The sequence below is a fragment of the Micromonospora halotolerans genome (assembly GCF_032108445.1).
Classification (GTDB): Bacteria; Actinomycetota; Actinomycetes; order Mycobacteriales; family Micromonosporaceae; genus Micromonospora; species Micromonospora halotolerans.
Map to the genome: position 1 here is coordinate 12,930 of NZ_CP134876.1, position 15,708 is coordinate 28,637.

The 15,708-nt window shown below is 74.7% G+C and carries 17 protein-coding genes; 4 read left to right on the forward strand and 13 right to left on the reverse strand.

The features are described from left to right. The first annotated feature begins 88 nt into the window (after positions 1-88). Both RMN56_RS00065 and RMN56_RS00070 read left to right on the forward strand, forming a co-directional pair. Positions 89-985, forward strand: a complete 897-nt coding sequence (locus RMN56_RS00065) for a universal stress protein (protein WP_313721720.1) — start codon at positions 89-91, stop codon at positions 983-985. 108 nt (positions 986-1,093) lie between these two features. Continuing rightward, a complete protein-coding gene (locus RMN56_RS00070) occupies positions 1,094-1,984 on the forward strand; it encodes a universal stress protein (RefSeq protein WP_313721721.1) in 891 nt (296 codons plus the stop codon). A gap of 63 nt (positions 1,985-2,047) precedes the next feature. On the opposite strand, the gene RMN56_RS00075 is transcribed toward RMN56_RS00070, so the two are convergent. From RMN56_RS00075 to RMN56_RS00095, 5 genes are all read right to left on the reverse strand, one after another. Then, the gene (locus RMN56_RS00075) at positions 2,048-2,674 is read right to left on the reverse strand and encodes an FMN reductase (RefSeq protein ID WP_313721722.1); all 627 of its coding nucleotides are present in this window, start codon (positions 2,672-2,674) and stop codon (positions 2,048-2,050) included. Then, positions 2,671-3,810: an LLM class flavin-dependent oxidoreductase gene (locus RMN56_RS00080; RefSeq protein WP_313721723.1), complete on the reverse strand. Its 1,140-nt coding sequence runs from the start codon at positions 3,808-3,810 to the stop codon at positions 2,671-2,673. The genes RMN56_RS00075 and RMN56_RS00080 overlap by 4 nt, the downstream gene beginning before the upstream one ends. A 227-nt stretch (positions 3,811-4,037) precedes the next feature. Then, positions 4,038-4,313, reverse strand: a complete 276-nt coding sequence (locus tag RMN56_RS00085) for a ubiquitin-like small modifier protein 1 (RefSeq protein WP_262287219.1) — start codon at positions 4,311-4,313, stop codon at positions 4,038-4,040. Further along, complete coding sequence (locus tag RMN56_RS00090; RefSeq protein WP_313721724.1) at positions 4,314-5,396, reverse strand: WD40/YVTN/BNR-like repeat-containing protein; 1,083 nt, start codon at positions 5,394-5,396, stop codon at positions 4,314-4,316. It abuts the gene before it with no gap. An 82-nt stretch (positions 5,397-5,478) separates the two neighbouring features. Then, on the reverse strand, positions 5,479-6,096 hold the full coding sequence (locus RMN56_RS00095) for a DNA-3-methyladenine glycosylase (protein WP_313721726.1): 618 nt from the start codon (positions 6,094-6,096) through the stop codon (positions 5,479-5,481). Between the two features lie 91 nt (positions 6,097-6,187). Here RMN56_RS00095 and RMN56_RS00100 point away from each other — a divergent pair, with 91 nt between their 5' ends. Both RMN56_RS00100 and RMN56_RS00105 read left to right on the forward strand, forming a co-directional pair. Then, on the forward strand, positions 6,188-6,613 hold the full coding sequence (locus RMN56_RS00100; RefSeq protein ID WP_313721727.1) for a DNA-binding protein: 426 nt from the start codon (positions 6,188-6,190) through the stop codon (positions 6,611-6,613). 94 nt (positions 6,614-6,707) lie between these two features. Further along, complete coding sequence (locus RMN56_RS00105; protein WP_313721728.1) at positions 6,708-7,061, forward strand: MmcQ/YjbR family DNA-binding protein; 354 nt, start codon at positions 6,708-6,710, stop codon at positions 7,059-7,061. Between the two features lie 39 nt (positions 7,062-7,100). Here RMN56_RS00105 and argH read toward each other — a convergent pair whose 3' ends face one another. Genes argH through argC form a run of 8 tightly spaced genes read right to left on the reverse strand, consistent with a single transcriptional unit; the run spans position 7,101 to position 15,514 of the window. After that, positions 7,101-8,564, reverse strand: a complete 1,464-nt coding sequence (gene argH, locus RMN56_RS00110; RefSeq protein WP_313724612.1) for an argininosuccinate lyase — start codon at positions 8,562-8,564, stop codon at positions 7,101-7,103. 14 nt (positions 8,565-8,578) lie between these two features. Next, positions 8,579-9,784 carry an argininosuccinate synthase gene (locus RMN56_RS00115; RefSeq protein ID WP_313721729.1) on the reverse strand — a complete coding sequence of 402 codons (1,206 nt, stop codon included), beginning with the start codon at positions 9,782-9,784 and terminating at the stop codon, positions 8,579-8,581. Further along, on the reverse strand, positions 9,781-10,296 hold the full coding sequence (locus RMN56_RS00120) for an arginine repressor (RefSeq protein WP_313721730.1): 516 nt from the start codon (positions 10,294-10,296) through the stop codon (positions 9,781-9,783). The genes RMN56_RS00115 and RMN56_RS00120 overlap by 4 nt, the downstream gene beginning before the upstream one ends. Beyond that, positions 10,293-11,270 (reverse strand): ornithine carbamoyltransferase, encoded by a 978-nt coding sequence (argF, locus tag RMN56_RS00125; protein ID WP_313721732.1) that lies wholly within the window; start codon positions 11,268-11,270, stop codon positions 10,293-10,295. Before argF ends, RMN56_RS00120 begins: the two co-directional genes overlap by 4 nt. Next, positions 11,267-12,463, reverse strand: coding sequence for an acetylornithine transaminase (locus tag RMN56_RS00130; protein WP_313721733.1), 1,197 nt, complete (start codon positions 12,461-12,463; stop codon positions 11,267-11,269). Before RMN56_RS00130 ends, argF begins: the two co-directional genes overlap by 4 nt. Beyond that, complete coding sequence (argB, locus tag RMN56_RS00135) at positions 12,460-13,347, reverse strand: acetylglutamate kinase (RefSeq protein ID WP_313721734.1); 888 nt, start codon at positions 13,345-13,347, stop codon at positions 12,460-12,462. Before argB ends, RMN56_RS00130 begins: the two co-directional genes overlap by 4 nt. Next, positions 13,344-14,516: a bifunctional glutamate N-acetyltransferase/amino-acid acetyltransferase ArgJ gene (gene argJ / locus RMN56_RS00140; protein ID WP_313721735.1), complete on the reverse strand. Its 1,173-nt coding sequence runs from the start codon at positions 14,514-14,516 to the stop codon at positions 13,344-13,346. The genes argB and argJ overlap by 4 nt, the downstream gene beginning before the upstream one ends. Next, positions 14,513-15,514, reverse strand: coding sequence for an N-acetyl-gamma-glutamyl-phosphate reductase (gene argC, locus RMN56_RS00145; protein WP_313724613.1), 1,002 nt, complete (start codon positions 15,512-15,514; stop codon positions 14,513-14,515). The genes argJ and argC overlap by 4 nt, the downstream gene beginning before the upstream one ends. Between the last annotated feature and the right edge of the window lie 194 nt (positions 15,515-15,708).

A 15,708-nucleotide genomic window follows, 5' to 3' on the forward strand; every position in this document is an offset into this window, starting at 1 on the left:
GGCCGTTGGTCCCGAACCGGCCGGGTGCAAGGCCTCTGCCGGCGGGACGCCGACCGGAGAACCCTGGAGGTGAACGAAGGAGGACGTGATGACCGACAGATCCGGCGCTCCCGTCGTCGTGGGCGTGGACGGTTCCCCCACCGCTCTGGACGCGGTCCGGGTGGCCGCGCGGACGGCGGCCACCCGGCACCGGCCGCTGCGGGTGGTGCACGCGTTCCAGTGGCCGCTGCTCGGCACCCCGCTCGGCCCGGTGGCGGCCGCCCTCCCGCACGAGGAGCTGCGGCAGGAGGCGGAGAAGGTGGTCGCCGAGGCGCTCGACGAGGCCCGCAAGGTCGAAGCCGAGCTGCCGGTGACCGGCGCGGTACGCGACGGCGCCGCCGTCCCGGTGCTGCTGGACGAGAGCCGGGACGCCGCGCTGCTGGTCCTCGGCCACCGCGGGCTCGGCGGGTTCGCCGAGCTGCTGGTCGGCTCGGCGGCCGTCGGGCTCTCCGCCCGGGCGGACTGCCCGGTGCTGGTGGTGCGGGGCGAGCCGCGCGCCGACGGCCCGGTCGTGGTCGGGGTGGACGGCTCGGCGCTGTCCACCGAGGCCATCGGCTTCGCGTTCGCCGAGGCGGCCCGGCGCGGCACCGACCTGGTGGCGGTGCACGCCTGGCTCTACCCGGCCCCGGTCGGCCCCGGCGACATGGTGCCGCTGGCGTACGACCTCGAGGCGCTGCGCGCGGAGGAGGAGCGGGTGCTCGCCGAGGCGGTCGCCGGCTGGGCCGCGCGCCACCCCGAGGTGCGGGTACGGCGCAAGCTGGTCGCCGCCGCCCCGGCGGCGGCGCTGGTGGCGGAGTCCGCCGACGCCCAGCTCGTCGTCGTCGGCGCGCACGGCCGGGGCAGCCTGGGCGGGCTGCTGCTCGGCTCGGTCAGCCACGCGGTGCTGCACCACGCCCGCAGCCCGCTGGCCATCGTCCGACACCGCCGGGGCCCCGCCGCGGGCTGACCGTCCCCCGTCCGCGCCGGCCCCTTCCCCCCTCGGCCGGCGCGGACGGCCGCGTTCGGGCTCGGCGGGCGGGGTCGTCGTCGACAATGGGCGGAGCCGACCGGAGGGATGCCGATGAACCGACCTGTCGTGGTGGGTGTCGACGGATCGTCGACCAGCCTCACCGCCGCCGAACACGCCGCCCGGGCCGCCGTGGCGCGGTCCCGGCCGCTGCACGTGGTGCACGGCTACCTGCACCCGCTCGGCTACGGGGTGCCGCTCAACCCGTACGACCTCGGGGTGCCGGCGCCCACCGAGGAGGCGCAGAAGATGTTGGAGCAGGTGGCCACCGAGCTGGTCGACCGGCATCCGGGCCTGCGGGTGGAGGTGCGCCAGGTGGCCGGTGGCCCGGGCGCCGCCCTGATCGAGGAGTCCCGCCGGGCGGAGCTCGTGGTGGTGGGCAGCCGGGGTGTGGGCGGCTTCGCCGGGCTGCTGCTCGGCTCGGTGAGCAACCAGGTGGCGCAGCACGGGCACTGCCCCGTGCTGGTGGTCCGCCCGGCGGAGCAGCCCATCCCGGTGCGGGGGCCGGTGCTGGTCGGGGTGGACGGGTCCGAGTCGGCCGCGTACGCCGTCCGGATCGCCGCCGACGAGGCGGTCCGCCGGGACGCCGATCTGGTGCTCGTGCACGTCCGCACGCCGGAGCGGGGCGCGGTGGCGCCGGACGCCGCGGCGGAGGCCACCGCCGCCGCGCAGGCTGAGTCGGCGGAGCTGCTGGCCGGGGCGGCTGCCCGGATCCGCACGGACCATCCGGTGCTGAGCGTGGCCGAGCGACCCGTGCGGGGCACGTCCCCGGAGCAGGCGCTGATCGAGGCGAGCGGGGAGGCGGCGCTGGTGGTCGTCGGCTCCCGGGGCCGGGGTGGCTTCGCCGGGCTGCTGCTCGGCTCGGTCAGCCAGGCGCTGGTGCAGCACGCCCACTGCCCGGTGCTGGTCGCGCACCCGTACGAGCCGGACGGCGACTGAGGCCGCCGGCCGGCCGTCGGGTCGCGGCCCGGGCTGACCGGCCGTCGGGTCGCGGCCCGGTTTTCAGGCCGGGTCGCGGCCGGCGAGCAGGTCCTCGAAGCTGGTGGTGAGTGCGAACGGGTCGGCCGGCCCGGTCGCCGCCGGGCGGCGGTCGACCTGCTCGGCCAGCTCGATGCCGGCCCGGCGGATCCGGGAGCGCAGCGCACGGTCGGCGCCGTCGCCGGCCCAGTCCTCCGGGGCGGCGAACACCGCCGTGGGCAGCACGACCGCCCGCAGGTACGTGAACATCGGCCGGACCGCGTGCTCCAGGGCGAGCGAGTGCCGGGCGGTGCCACCGGTGGCCCCGATGAGCACCGGCCGGTCGGCCAGCGCCTCCTTCTCGACGACGTCGAAGAACGACTTGAACAGCCCGCTGTAGGACGCGTTGAAGATCGGGGTGACCGCGATCAGGCCGTCCGCGCCCGCGACGGTGTCCAGCGCCGCCCGCAGGGCGGCCGGCGGGAAGCCGGTGAGCAGGTGGTTTACGACGTCGTGGGCGTGCTCGCGCAGGTCCACCGTGTTGATCTCCACCTCGGCGCCGCGCCGGACCAGCTCGTCGCGGGCGGCCGCGGCGAGCTGGTCGGCGAGCAGGCGGGTCGACGAGGGCTGGCTGAGGCCGGCCGAGACCACGGCCAGGGTGCGGCGGGTCATCGGGCCTCCTCCGGCGCCCTGCCGGTCACGTCGTCGACGGCGTGGACCGTGCTGTCCTTGGCGCCACCGGCCGCGGCCAGCAGCGACGCGTGGGTCGGCGCCTCGGGCACGTGCGCGGGGCGCAGCGAGTCGAACTCCTTGCGCAGCACCGGGACGACCTCCTCGCCGAGGAGGTCGAGCTGCTCCAGGACGGTCTTCAGCGGCAGCCCGGCGTGGTCCATGAGGAAGAGCTGGCGCTGGTAGTCGCCGACGTACTCCCGGAAGCTCAGCGTGCGGTCGATGACCTGCTGCGGGCTGCCCACGGTCAGCGGGGTCTCCCGGGTGAACTCCTCCAGCGACGGCCCGTGCCCGTAGACCGGGGCGTTGTCGAAGTACGGCCGGAATTCGCGGACCGCGTCCTGCGAGTTCCTGCGCATGAAGACCTGGCCGCCGAGGCCGACGATGGCCTGGTCGGCGGTGCCGTGGCCGTAGTGCGCGTAGCGCTGCCGGTAGAGGGCGACCATCCGCTGGGTGTGCTCCTTGGGCCAGAAGATGTGGTTGGCGAAGAAGCCGTCGCCGTAGTACGCGGCCTGCTCGGCGATCTCGGGGCTGCGGATCGAGCCGTGCCAGACGAACGGCGGCACGCCGTCGAGCGGGCGCGGCGTCGAGGTGAACGACTGCAACGGGGTGCGGAACCGGCCCTTCCAGTCGACCACGTCCTCCCGCCACAGCCGGTGCAGCAGGTCGTAGTGCTCGATGGCGAGCGGGATGCCGTTGCGGATGTCCTGCCCGAACCAGGGGTAGACGGGGCCGGTGTTGCCGCGGCCCATCATGAGGTCGACCCGGCCGTCGGCCAGGTGCTGGAGCATCGCGTAGTCCTCGGCGATCTTCACCGGGTCGTTGGTGGTGATCAGCGTGGTCGAGGTGGACAGCAGCAGCCGCTCGGTGCGGGCCGCGATGTGGCCGAGGATGGTGGTGGGCGACGACGGCACGAACGGCGGGTTGTGGTGCTCGCCGGTGGCGAACACGTCGAGCCCGACCTCCTCGGCCTTGAGCGCGATGGCCACCATGGCCTTGATCCGCTCATGCTCGGACGGCAGCCGCCCGGTGGTCGGGTCGACCGTGACGTCGCCGACGGTGAAGACTCCGAACTGCATGACCAGCTCCTCGGGTGGGTCCGGACCGCCCCGGCCCGGAATCGCTCCGCACAACATATTTGACGAAGCAACTATTCCACCCGGGCCCCACCCCCGGGTGGGCGGCCTCACCCTAATCCCACGGCCCAGTTGACCAAGAAGTTTGCGTCACCGACGAGCCCGATCCCGGCGCAAACTTCTTGATCAACGACGCTGCCCCCGGCGGTCCGGGGGGTCGGTGGGGTGGGTCAGCCGCCTGCTACCGAGGGGAGGATCTGGATCTCGGCGCCCTCGGGGACCCTGGTGTCGAGGGCGCCGGTGTGGCGGCAGTCCTCGCCGTCGACGTAGACGTTGACGTAGCGGCGCAGGTCGCCGCGCTCGTCGCGGATCCGGCGGGCCAGCCGCGGCCACGTGGTGGCCAGTTCGTCGAGGACCGCGCGCAGCGTGCCGGCGGCGGCCACCGCGAGGCGGCCCTCACCGCCCGTCTCGGCGCGCAGCGGACCGGGCAGCAGCACGGTGACCACTCAGACCTCCGCGGCCCGGACGCAGAGCACGTCCGGCAGGTGCGCGGCGACCAGCGACCAGGAGTCGCCCTCGTCGGCGCTGGCGTAGACCTCGCCGGAGCGGGTGCCGAAGTAGACGCCGGCCGGGTCGTGGTCGTCGGCGCACATGGCGTCGCGCAGCACCGCCGGATAGAACGGGCCGTCGGGCAGGCCGGCGGTCAGTGGCTCCCAACTCGCGCCCGCGTCGGCCGAGCGGTAGACCCGGCAGCGCCGGTCGGTGGGGAACCGCTCGCCGTCGGCGGTCAGCGGGAAGGCGTAGACGGTGCCCGGGCGGGACGGGTGGGCGACGATCGGGAAGCCGAAGTCGCTGGGCAGGCCCGCGGCGATCGAGGTCCAGCTGCGCCCGTCGTCGTCGGAGCGGTAGACCCCGTGGTGGTTCTGCGCGTACAGCCGCTCGGGGTCGCCGGCGTCCCGGGCGATCTTGTGGACGCACTGGCCGAACTCGGGCCACTCGTCAGGCAGGAAGTAGGCCCGGATCCCGGTGTTGCCCGGCGCCCAGCTCGCCCCCGCGTCCTCGGTGCGGTAGACCCCGCCGGTGGACATGGCCACCGCCATCCGGCCCGGGTCGCCCGGGTGCGGGAGCACGCTGTGCACGGCCTGGCCGCCGAAGCCGGCGCCCCACTGCTCCCGGTGGGGGTGGTCCCAGAGCGCCCGGACCAGGCTGAAGCTGCGCCCGCCGTCCTCGGAGCGGAACAGCGCGGACGGCTCGGCGCCCGCCCAGACCACGTCGGGCTGGTCCGGGCCGGCCGGGGTGAGCTGCCAGACCCGCCCCAGGCTGGCGCCGGTGTCGGCCGGGAACGCGACCGGCGCCTGCTCCGGCTCCTGCCAGGAGCCGCCCAGGTCGTCGCTGGTGGCCACGCTGGGGCCGAAGTGCGAGCTGGTCATGCCGGCCAGCAGCCGGGGCCGGCCGGGGCGCTTGTCGACGGTGACCGCGTAGACCCCGGTCATCGGGAAGTGCGGGCCGCTCACCGCCCAGTCGCGCCGGTCGGAGCTGGTGGCCAGGAAGAGTCCCTTGCCGGTGCCGATCGCGAGCAGCGTCGTCATGCCGGTCCTCCCTCATCGACGGGTGCGGTGATTATCGCCACACCCACCGACAGGATTCAGCCCCGGCGCGCCGGGCTCCCGGTCAGCGCCGGGTCCGGGGCACGTGCCGGCGGTACGCGCTCACCGTCTCCTCGCCCGTGAGCCAGAAGCGCCAGGGCACGTCGTGGGCGCCGGTGACGCCGACCCGGGGGCCGACGGAGACCGCCGCCTCGGGCACCGGCGCGAGCGGGGGCCGCAGCCGCACCGGACCGTCGCCGAGCAGGTCGGCGCCGTAGACGGACCGGTCGATGCCGAGCGCCGCGCAGAGCCGGGCCGGCCCGCGGGCGAGATCGGTGTCCCGGCGTACGGCGGGACGCCGCTCCCGCGCGACGTCGACGCCGTCGACCACCTCGCCGGCGCGCAGCAGCACGGCCGAGGCCTCGCCGTCCGGTCCGGTCACCACGTTCACGCACCAGTGCATGCCGTAGGTGAAGTAGACGTAGGCGTGCCCGGCCGGGCCGAACATCACCGCGTTGCGCGGCGTGCGGCCCCGGTGGGCGTGCGAGGCCGGGTCGCCGGCGGTGCCGGCGTACGCCTCGACCTCGGTGATCCGGACGGTGACCCCGTGCCCGGTGAGCCGACAGCCGAGCAGTCCCCGGGCGGCGGGAACCACCGGGCCGGCGAGCAGGTCGGAGAGGGCGGAGAGGTCGGTGGTGGTCACCGGGAAACCCTAGCGGGATCCGCGCGGGAGGCACGAATTGCTTTCAACGAACTGTTGACAAAATGTCGTTCAAGGGTGTGGAATCGACGACATGGTCACGATGGACAACGACCCGTTCACCGCTCCGGATGCTGCCCAGGCCCGGGCGCACCGCAACTACGCGGCGCTGCTGCGGATCGCCGAGCGGCACGCCGGCAGCGACGCCCGCCGCCGGCGCTACGCGCACCCCGACGTCCCCGACGCCTACGAGGCGGCGACGCTGGTCATGGCGCTCGCGGGCGGGGCGGAGCTGGCCGAGGGCGAGGAGCCGGTCGACCAGGCCGACCTCATGGCCGCGCTGACCCTGATCCCCCACGTGCGCGCCGAGGTCGACGCCCTGGAGGCGGGCCTGCTGCAGGTGGCCCGCGGCCGGGGTCTGACGTGGCAGGCGATCGCGTTCGGGCTGGGGCTGGGCAGCGCGCAGGCGGCCCGGCAGCGCTACGAGCGGCTCACCCTGCGCACCGGCACCGGCGACTGACCCCGGTGCGGCAGGGCTCGGCGACGTGGCGGCGCCCGGCGACTGTCACAGCGGCGGGTGAGACTGTGCCGGTGACCGGCACGGGAGGGATGCGATGACGCGCGAGGAGATGCTGTCCTACTGCCTGGCCAAGCCGGGCGCCTGGCTGGACCGGCCGTGGGAGGGCGACGAGGTGGTGAAGGTCGGCAGCCGGATCTTCGCGTTCCTCGGCGCGCCCGAAGGCGAGGCCCGGGTGGGGGTCAAGTGCGGCCCGTCCCGGGAGGTGGCCGACGAGTGGCTGCACCGGTTCCCCGAGGACGCCCGCTCCTCCCCCTACATCGGCCGCTCGGGCTGGAACACCCTGCGGCTCGGCGGGCGCATCCCCGACGAGGAGCTGATCGAGGCGGTCGACGGGTCGTACGACGCGGTGGTGGCGAAGCTGCCCAAGCGCGAGCGGCCGACGGCCTGATCCCGCGCGGCGGCCGGGCCACCGCGCGGGATCGCACGCTCAGCGGGGCACGACCCGCTCGGCGGTCCAGTCCCGCCAGCCGGCCAGCTTGTCCGCGGCGGCGGCGAGCTGATCGGCCACCGGAGCGGGGCCGGTGGAGCCGGGGGTGATCCGGGCGGCCAGGGCGGAGCGCACCGAGAGCACGTTCCGCACCGAGGGGTCGAGGTGCTCGCTGACCGCGGCCAGGTCGGAGTCGGAGACCTCGTCCAGGGCACAGTCGCGGGCCACGCAGAGCGCCACCAGCCGGCCGGTGATCTCGTGCGCGTCGCGGAACGGCACGTTCTGGCGGACCAGCCAGTCGGCCACCTCGGTGGCGAGCGAGAAGCCCACCGGCGCGGCGGCCACCAGGCGGTCGACCCGGACCGTCATCGTGGAGATCATCCCGGCGAGGGCGGGGAGCAGCAGCTCCAGGGTGTCGACCGCGTCGAAGGCCGGCTCCTTGTCCTCCTGCATGTCCCGGTCGTAGGTCATCGGCAGGCCCTTGAGCATGGTGAGCACGCTCATGAGGCCGCCGACCAGGCGCCCGGACTTGCCCCGGGCCAGCTCGGCGATGTCCGCGTTCTTCTTCTGCGGCATGATCGACGACCCGGTGGCGAACGCGTCGTCCAGCTCGACCCAGCCGAACTCCTGCGAGGTCCAGAGCACCACCTCCTCGCCGAGGCGGGACAGGTGCACGCCGATCATCGCGGTGACGAAGAGGAACTCGGCCACGAAGTCCCGGTCGGCCACCGCGTCCATCGAGTTGGCGAAGGACGTGCGGAAGCCCAGTTCCTTGGCGACGGCCGCCGGGTCCAGCGGCAGGCCGGAGCCGGCGAGCGCGCCCGCGCCCAGCGGGCTGACGGCGCACCGGTGGTCCCAGTCGCGCAGCCGTTCCAGGTCCCGCAGGAGCGGCTGCACGTGGGCGAGCAGCCAGTGGCCGAAGGTGACCGGCTGGGCGTGCTGGAGGTGGGTCATGCCGGGCGCGGCGGTCTCCACGTGCCGCTCCGCCTGCTCCACCAGGGCCTCGGCCAGCTCGACCAGCCGGGCGGCCACGCCGCGGGCGTGGTCGCGCAGGTAGAGCCGCAGGTCGGTGGCGACCTGGTCGTTGCGGGAGCGGCCGGCCCGCAGCTTGCCGCCGAGGCTCCCGAGCCGCTCCAGCAGGCCGCGCTCCAGCGCGGTGTGCACGTCCTCGTCGTCGATCGTGGGCCGGAACGTCCCGGCGGCGCAGGCGGCCTCCAGGTCGTCCAGCGCGGCCAGGATCCTCCCCAGCTCCTCGGGGTCGAGCAGGCCCGCGCCGGCCAGGACCCGGGCGTGCGCCCGGGAGCCGGCGATGTCGTACGGGGCGAGGCGCCAGTCGAACTGGACGCTCACCGACAGCCGCGCGAGCGCCTCGGCGGGTCCGCCGGCGAACCGGCCTCCCCAGAGGCTCGTCCGGTTGGCGGGGGCGCTGTTCTCGGTCAGGCTCTTGTCGTCCACCCCACCCATTGTGCTGGTCACGATCACGCGCCGCCGAGCCGGGCGTCCCGGGCGGCGGCCATCTTGCTGGGCAGACCCCAGAGCTGCACGAAACCCTTGGCCAGGGACTGGTCGAAGGTGTCGCCGGTGTCGTAGGTGGCCATGCCGAAGTCGTAGAGGCTGGCCTCGGAGCGCCGGCCCGTGACGGTGGCCCGGCCGCCGTGCAGGGTGAGCCGCACCTCGCCGGAGACGTGCTGCTGGGCGTCGTCGATGAACGCGTCGAGCGACCGCTTGAGCGGTGAGAACCAGAGGCCGTCGTAGACCAGCTCGCCCCAGCGCTGGTCGACGCCGCGCTTGAACCGGGCCAGGTCCCGCTCGACGGTGACCGCCTCGAGCTCCTGATGGGCGGCGATCAGCGCGATCGCGCCCGGGGCCTCGTAGACCTCGCGGCTCTTGATGCCGACGAGGCGGTCTTCGACCATGTCGAGCCGGCCGACGCCCTGGGCGCCGGCGCGCCGGTTCAGCTCCAGGATCGCCTGGTACGGGGTGACGGTCTCGCCGTCGACGGCGACCGGCACGCCGGCGTCGAAGGTGATGACCACCTCGTCGGCGTCCCGCTCCTGCGCCGGGTCGGCCGTGTAGGAGTAGAGGTCCTCGATCGGGCCGTTCCAGATGTCCTCCAGGAAGCCGGTCTCCACCGCGCGTCCCCACAGGTTCTGGTCGATGGAGTACGGCGACTTCGCCGACACGTCGATCGGCAGGCCCTTCTCCTCGGCGAAGGCGATCGCCTTGTCCCGGGTCCAGGCGAAGTCGCGGGCCGGCGCGATGATCTTCAGCTCGGGGGCGAGCGCGGACAGGCCGACCTCGAAGCGGACCTGGTCGTTGCCCTTGCCGGTGCAGCCGTGCGACACGATGGTGCCGCCGTGCTTGCGCGCCGCGGCCACCAGGTGCTTGACGATCAGCGGCCGGGACAGCGCGGAGACCAGCGGGTAGCGGTCCATGTAGAGGGCGTTGGCCCGAATGGCCGGCAGGCAGTACTCGGCGGCGAACTCGTCGCACGCGTCGACCACCTCGGACTCGACGGCGCCGCAGTCCAGCGCGCGCTGCCGGATGGCGTTCAGGTCCTCGCCGCCCTGGCCGACGTCGACCGCCACCGCGATCACCTCGGCGCCGGTCTGCTCGGCCAGGTAGGGAATGGCGACGGAGGTGTCGAGACCCCCGGAGTACGCCAGGACGACCCGCTCGGTCATGGTGTGGTGCTCCCTTCAACGTTCTCTTCCCGGCGGGCCCAGGCGGCGAGCTTGTCGCCCAACGCGGCGCCGCCGTCGGCCTCGCGGGCCACGACGAGGATGGTGTCGTCGCCGGCGATGGTGCCGACGATCTCGGACAGGCCCGCTCGGTCCAACGCGCTGGCCAGGTACTGGGCTGCGCCCGGCGGGGTGCGCAGCACGGCGATGTTGCCGCTGGAGTCGACCCCGTTGAGCAGCTCGCGCAGCAGCCGGACGAGGCGGGCCGGCGCCGCCTCGGCGTCGCGCAGCGGCCGGTGGCCGTCCTCCGGGATCAGGTAGACGCCCCGCCCGTCGCCGCCGCGCGCGGTGACCGCCCCCAGTTCCTTGAGGTCCCGGGAGAGGGTGGCCTGGGTGACCTGGATGCCGTCACCGGCGAGCAGGTCGGCCAGCTCGGTCTGCGAGTGGATGGCCTTGTCGCGGATCAGCTCGACGATGCGGCCGTGCCGCGCGGCACGGGTCAGCGGGGCGGTCACTGAGCCTCCTTGGTCGCGACTGCGGGGCTCGCAAGGTCACTCCTCGCGCTCCCGGATGCCTCCAGGAGAAACGTCAGCAGCGCCTTCTGGGCGTGCAGGCGATTCTCCGCCTGGTCGAAGACGGCGCTGTGCGGCCCGTCGAGCACCTCGTCGGTGATCTCCTCGCCCCGATGGGCGGGCAGGCAGTGCAGCACGATCACCTCGGCCGCGGCGTGGCCGAGCAGCGTGTCGTCGACCCGGTACGGCCGGAACGGCGTGACGCGGTCCTGGCCGTCGGACTCCTGGCCCATCGAGGTCCAGGTGTCGGTGGCGACGACGTCGGCGGCGCGGACCGCCTCGACCGGGTCGGTGAGCACCCGGACCGAACCGCCGGTGCCGGCGGCGATCTTCTCGGCCCGCGCGACGATCTCGGCGTCCGGCTGGAAGCCGGCCGGGCCGGCGATCCGCACGTGCATCCCGGCGGTCGCCCCGGCCAGCAGGTAGGAGTGCGCCATGTTGTTGGCGGCGTCCCCGACGTACGCCAGGGTGCGCCCGGCGGTGCCGCCGCAGCGTTCCCGGACGGTGAGCAGGTCGGCGAGGAGCTGGCAGGGGTGGTAGGTGTCGGTGAGCGCGTTGACCACCGGCACGGTGGCGTGGCTGGCGACCTCGGCGATCCGGTCGTCGCCGTGGGTGCGCAGCACGATCGCGGCGACGTAGCGGGACAGCACCCGGCCGGCGTCGGCGAGGGTCTCGCCCCGGCCGAAGTGGGTGACCTGGGTATCCACCACGAGCGGGTGCCCGCCCAGCTCGGCGATGCCCGCGTCGAACGAGATCCGGGTGCGCAGGCTCTGCTTGTCGAACAGCACCGCCACCGACCGCGGGCCGGCCAGGGGCTTGTGGGCGAACCGGTCGGCCTTCATCCGGGCGGCGAGGTCGAGCACGGCGGCCTGCTCGGCGGGCGCGAGGTCGTCGTCCCGCAGGAAGTGGCGAATCATGCGGGGACCTCCGTGGCGGCGGGTGCGGGGGCGGCGGCGTCGAGGGCGGCGGGCAGCGCGGCGAGGAAGGCGTCGACCTGCTCTGCCGTGAGGATCAGCGGAGGAGCGAGCCGGACCACGCCCGGCTGCACCGGGTTGACCAGGAACCCGGCCTCGCGCAGCGCGCCGGTCACCGCGCCGGAGACCGGCGCGGCGAGCACGATGCCGAGCAGCAGGCCGGCGCCGCGGACCTCGGCGACGAGCGAGTGCCCGAGCCCCTCGACGCCGCGCCGCAGCCGCTCGCCGACCCGCTTCACGTGGTCGAGCAGCCCCTCGTTGGCAATGGTGGCGACCACCGCGAGCGCGGCGGCGCAACTGACCGGGTTTCCCCCGAACGTGGTGCCGTGCGAGCCGGGCGTGAGCAGGTCGGCGGCCTGCCCGAACGCCAGGCAGGCGCCGAGCGGCAGCCCGCCGCCGAGCCCCTTGGCCAGGGTGACGACGTCCGGCTCGACACCCTCGGCCTGGTGGGCGAACCAGTGCCCGGTGCGGCCGACCCCGGTCTGCACCTCGTCGAGCACCAGCAGCGCGCCGTGCGCGGCGGTGATCCGGCGGGCCTCGGCCAGGTAGCCGGGCGGCGGGACGACGACGCCGTTCTCCCCCTGGATCGGCTCGACGATCACCATGGCGGTGGCGTCGGTGACCGCCTCGGCCAGGGCCGCGGCGTCGCCGTACGGGACGTGGGTGACCTCGCCGGGCAGCGGGCGGAACGGGTCGGCCTTGGCCGGCTGGCCGGTCAGCGCCAGCGCCCCCATGGTCCGGCCGTGGAAGCCGCCGTGCGTGGCCACCACGTGGGTGCGGCCGGTGAGCCGGGAGAGCTTGAACGCGGCCTCGTTGGCCTCGGCGCCCGAGTTGGCGAGGAACACGCGGCCGGGGCGGCCGGCCAGCGCCAGCAGCAGCTCCGCCAGGGCCACCGGCGGCTCGGCGACGAACAGGTTCGACACGTGCCCGAGGGTGGCGACCTGCCGGGACACGGCGGCCACCACGGCGGGGTGGGCGTGCCCGAGGGCGTTGACCGCGATGCCGCCGAGCAGGTCGACGTACTCCCGGCCGGCCTCGTCGACCACGACGGCGCCGGAGCCGGAGACGAGCGCCAGCGGCGGGGTGCCGTAGTTGTCCATCATGGCCTGGCCCCAGCGTTCGACCAGCGTGCTCATGAGGAGATCACCATCGTGCCGAATCCTTCCGACGTGAACACTTCCAGCAGCGTCGAGTGGGCGACCCGGCCGTCGACGACGTGCGCGGCGGGCACTCCCCCGCGCACCGCCCGCAGGCAGGCCTCCATCTTCGGGACCATCCCGGACTCCAGGGACGGCAGCAGCTTCGCCAGGTCGTCGGTGGTGATCTCGCTGACCAGGCTGGCCGTGTCGGGCCAGTCGGCGTAGAGGCCGGGCACGTCGGTGAGGACGACCAGCTTGCGCGCGTCCAGGGCGACGGCGAGCGCGGCGGCGGCCGTGTCGGCGTTGAGGTTGTGCAGCACCCCGTCGGCGTCCGGCGCGACCGTGGAGATGACCGGGATCCGGCCGGCCGCGATGAGGTCGGCCACGGCCGAGACGTCCACCGACTCCACGTCGCCGACCTGCCCCACGTCGACCGGCTCCCCGTCCACGTACGCCGGGCGGCGCACCGCGGTGAACAGGCCGGCGTCCTCGCCGGAGAGGCCGACCGCGAACGGGCCGTGTGCGTTGATCAGGCCGACCAGCTCGCGGCCGACCTGCCCCACGAGGACCATCCGGACGACGTCCATGGCCTCGGGGGTGGTGACCCGAAGGCCGCCCTTGAACTCGCTGGCGATGCCGAGCCGGCCGAGCATGGCGGAGATCTGCGGGCCGCCGCCGTGCACGACGACCGGCTTGAGGCCGGCGTACCGGAGGAAGACCATGTCCGCGGCGAACGCCCGCTGCAGCTCGGGGTCGACCATGGCGTTGCCGCCGTACTTGACCACGACGGTGGCGCCGGAGAGCCGGGCCAGCCACGGCAGGGCCTCGATCAGCGTCGCGGCCTTGGCCTGGGCCCGGGTGAGGTCGGCGGTGAGGCTCATGACGAGTACGCCGAGTTCTCGTGCACGTACGCGTGCGACAGGTCGGTGGTCCAGATCGTCGCCTCCGCGTCACCCGCGTGCAGGTCGATCCGGATGGTCACGTCGCGGCCGGTGAGGTCGACCTTGGCCCGGTCCTCGGCGGCGGCGCCGCCCCGGCACACCCAGATCCCGTTGACGGCGACGTCCACGCCGTCCGGCTCGAAGGCGGCGGCGGTGGTGCCCACGGCGGCGAGGATCCGCCCCCAGTTCGGGTCGTTGCCGAACAGCGCGGTCTTGACCAGGTTGTTCCGGGCCACCGAGCGGCCCACCTCGACCGCGTCGTCCTCGTCGGCGGCGCCGGCCACCTCGATGGCGATCTGCTTGGTGGCGCCCTCGGCGTCGGCGATCAGCTGCTGGGCCAGGTCGTGGCAGGCGGCGGTCACCGCGGCGGTCAGCTCGGCGGCGGTGGGCTCGATGCCGGCGGCGCCGCTGGCCAGCAGCAGCACCGTGTCGTTGGTGGACATGCAGGCGTCGGAGTCGACCCGGTCGAAGGTGACCCGGGTGGCCGCCCGCAGCGCGGCGTCCAGGGTCTCCGGCCCGGCCACCGCGTCGGTGGTGAGCACGCAGAGCATGGTGGCCATGGCCGGGGCGAGCATCCCGGCGCCCTTGGCCATGCCGCCGACCGTCCAGCCGCTGCCCCGGGCCACGGTGGTCTTGGGGCGGGTGTCGGTGGTCATGATCGCCTCGGCGGCCGGCCGGCCGCCCTCGCGGGACAGGCCGCGCACCGCCCCGCGGACGCCCGGGAGGAGCTTCTGCATGGGCAGGCGCTCGCCGATCAGGCCGGTGGAGCAGACCGCCACCTCGCCGGCGCCGACCATGAGCCGGGGGCTGCTGGCGGTGAGCGCGGCGGCGGTGTGCTCGGCGGTGGCGTGGGTGTCCTGGAAGCCGGCCGGGCCGGTGCAGGCGTTGGCCCCGCCGGAGTTGAGGACCACGGCGCGGACCACGCCGCCGCGGACGACCTGCTGGGTCCAGAGCACCGGGGCGGCCTTGACCCGGTTGGCCGTGAAGACGCCGGCGACACCGGCGTCGGGGCCGTCGTTGACGACGAGGGCGACGTCGCCGGCACCGCTGGCCTTGAGGCCGGCGGCCACGCCGGCGGCGCGGAAGCCCCGGGGGGTGGTGACGCTCATGGGGCTACTCCAAACACGGGCAGTCCGGTGGTCTCGGGGAGGCCGACCATCAGGTTGGCGTTCTGCACGGCCTGGCCGGCCGCGCCCTTGCCCAGGTTGTCGATGGCGCTCACCACGATCACGCGGCCGGAGTCGGCGTCGACCGTGGCCTGGAGGTGGCAGGAGTTGCCGCCGGCGGTGGCGGCGGTGTGCGGCCACGTCCCCTCGGGCAGCAGGTGCACGAAGGGCGCGTCGGCGTACGCCGCTGCGAGCACCTCGCGCGGGTCGGCCGCACCGGTCGGGACGGCCGTGACGGTGGCCAGGATGCCCCGCGGCATGGGGGCCAGGACCGGGGTGAAGGAGAGGCTGGTCGCCCCGGTGGCCTGCTTGATCTCCGGCACGTGCTGGTGGGCGCCGACCTTGTAGGGCGACAGGTCGCCCATCACCTCGCTGCCCAGCAGGTGCGGCTTCGCGGCCCGGCCGGCGCCGGAGGTGCCGGAGGCGGCCACCACCACCACGTCGGTGGGGAGGACGGCGCCGGCGGCGATCAGCGGGGCGAGGGCCAGGGTGGTGGCGACCGCGTAGCAGCCGGTGCTCGCGACCCGGTCGGCCGCCGCGATGGCCGCCCGCTGGCCGGGCAGCTCGGGAAGGCCGTAGGTCCAGGCGCCCGCGTGGTCGCCGCCGTAGTAGCGGGCCCAGGCGTCGGCGTCGCGCAGCCGGTGGTCCGCGCCGAGGTCGACCACCTTGACGGCGGCGGGCAGAGCCGCGGCGAGGGCCGCCGACTGGCCGTGCGGCAGGGCCAGGAAGACCAGGTCGGCGTCGGCCAGGGTGGCCGGGTCGGTCGCTCCGAGGACCAGGTCCAGCCCGGCGAGCTGCGGGTGCACGGCGGCGACGGGCCGGCCGGCCGAGGCGTGCGCGGTGGCGGTGACCAGCTCGAACTCGGGGTGCCCGGCGAGCAGCCGAAGCAGCTCGCCGCCGGCGTAGCCGCTCGCGCCGGCGACCGCGACCCGGATGCCCATACTCACCTCCGCATGACTATGCACTGAACGGTAGCAGCGATGATCCGCCCCTGCAAGTTCATACGGTGTGGCGCATGAAACTGCACCAACGCGCCTCGCATTGACAGCCACCCATGTGTGGCAGATCCTGAGAGAGCGCTCTCACGGGTGGTCCCGCCCGCGTACGCGCACCACCACACCGCCCACCACCCCGC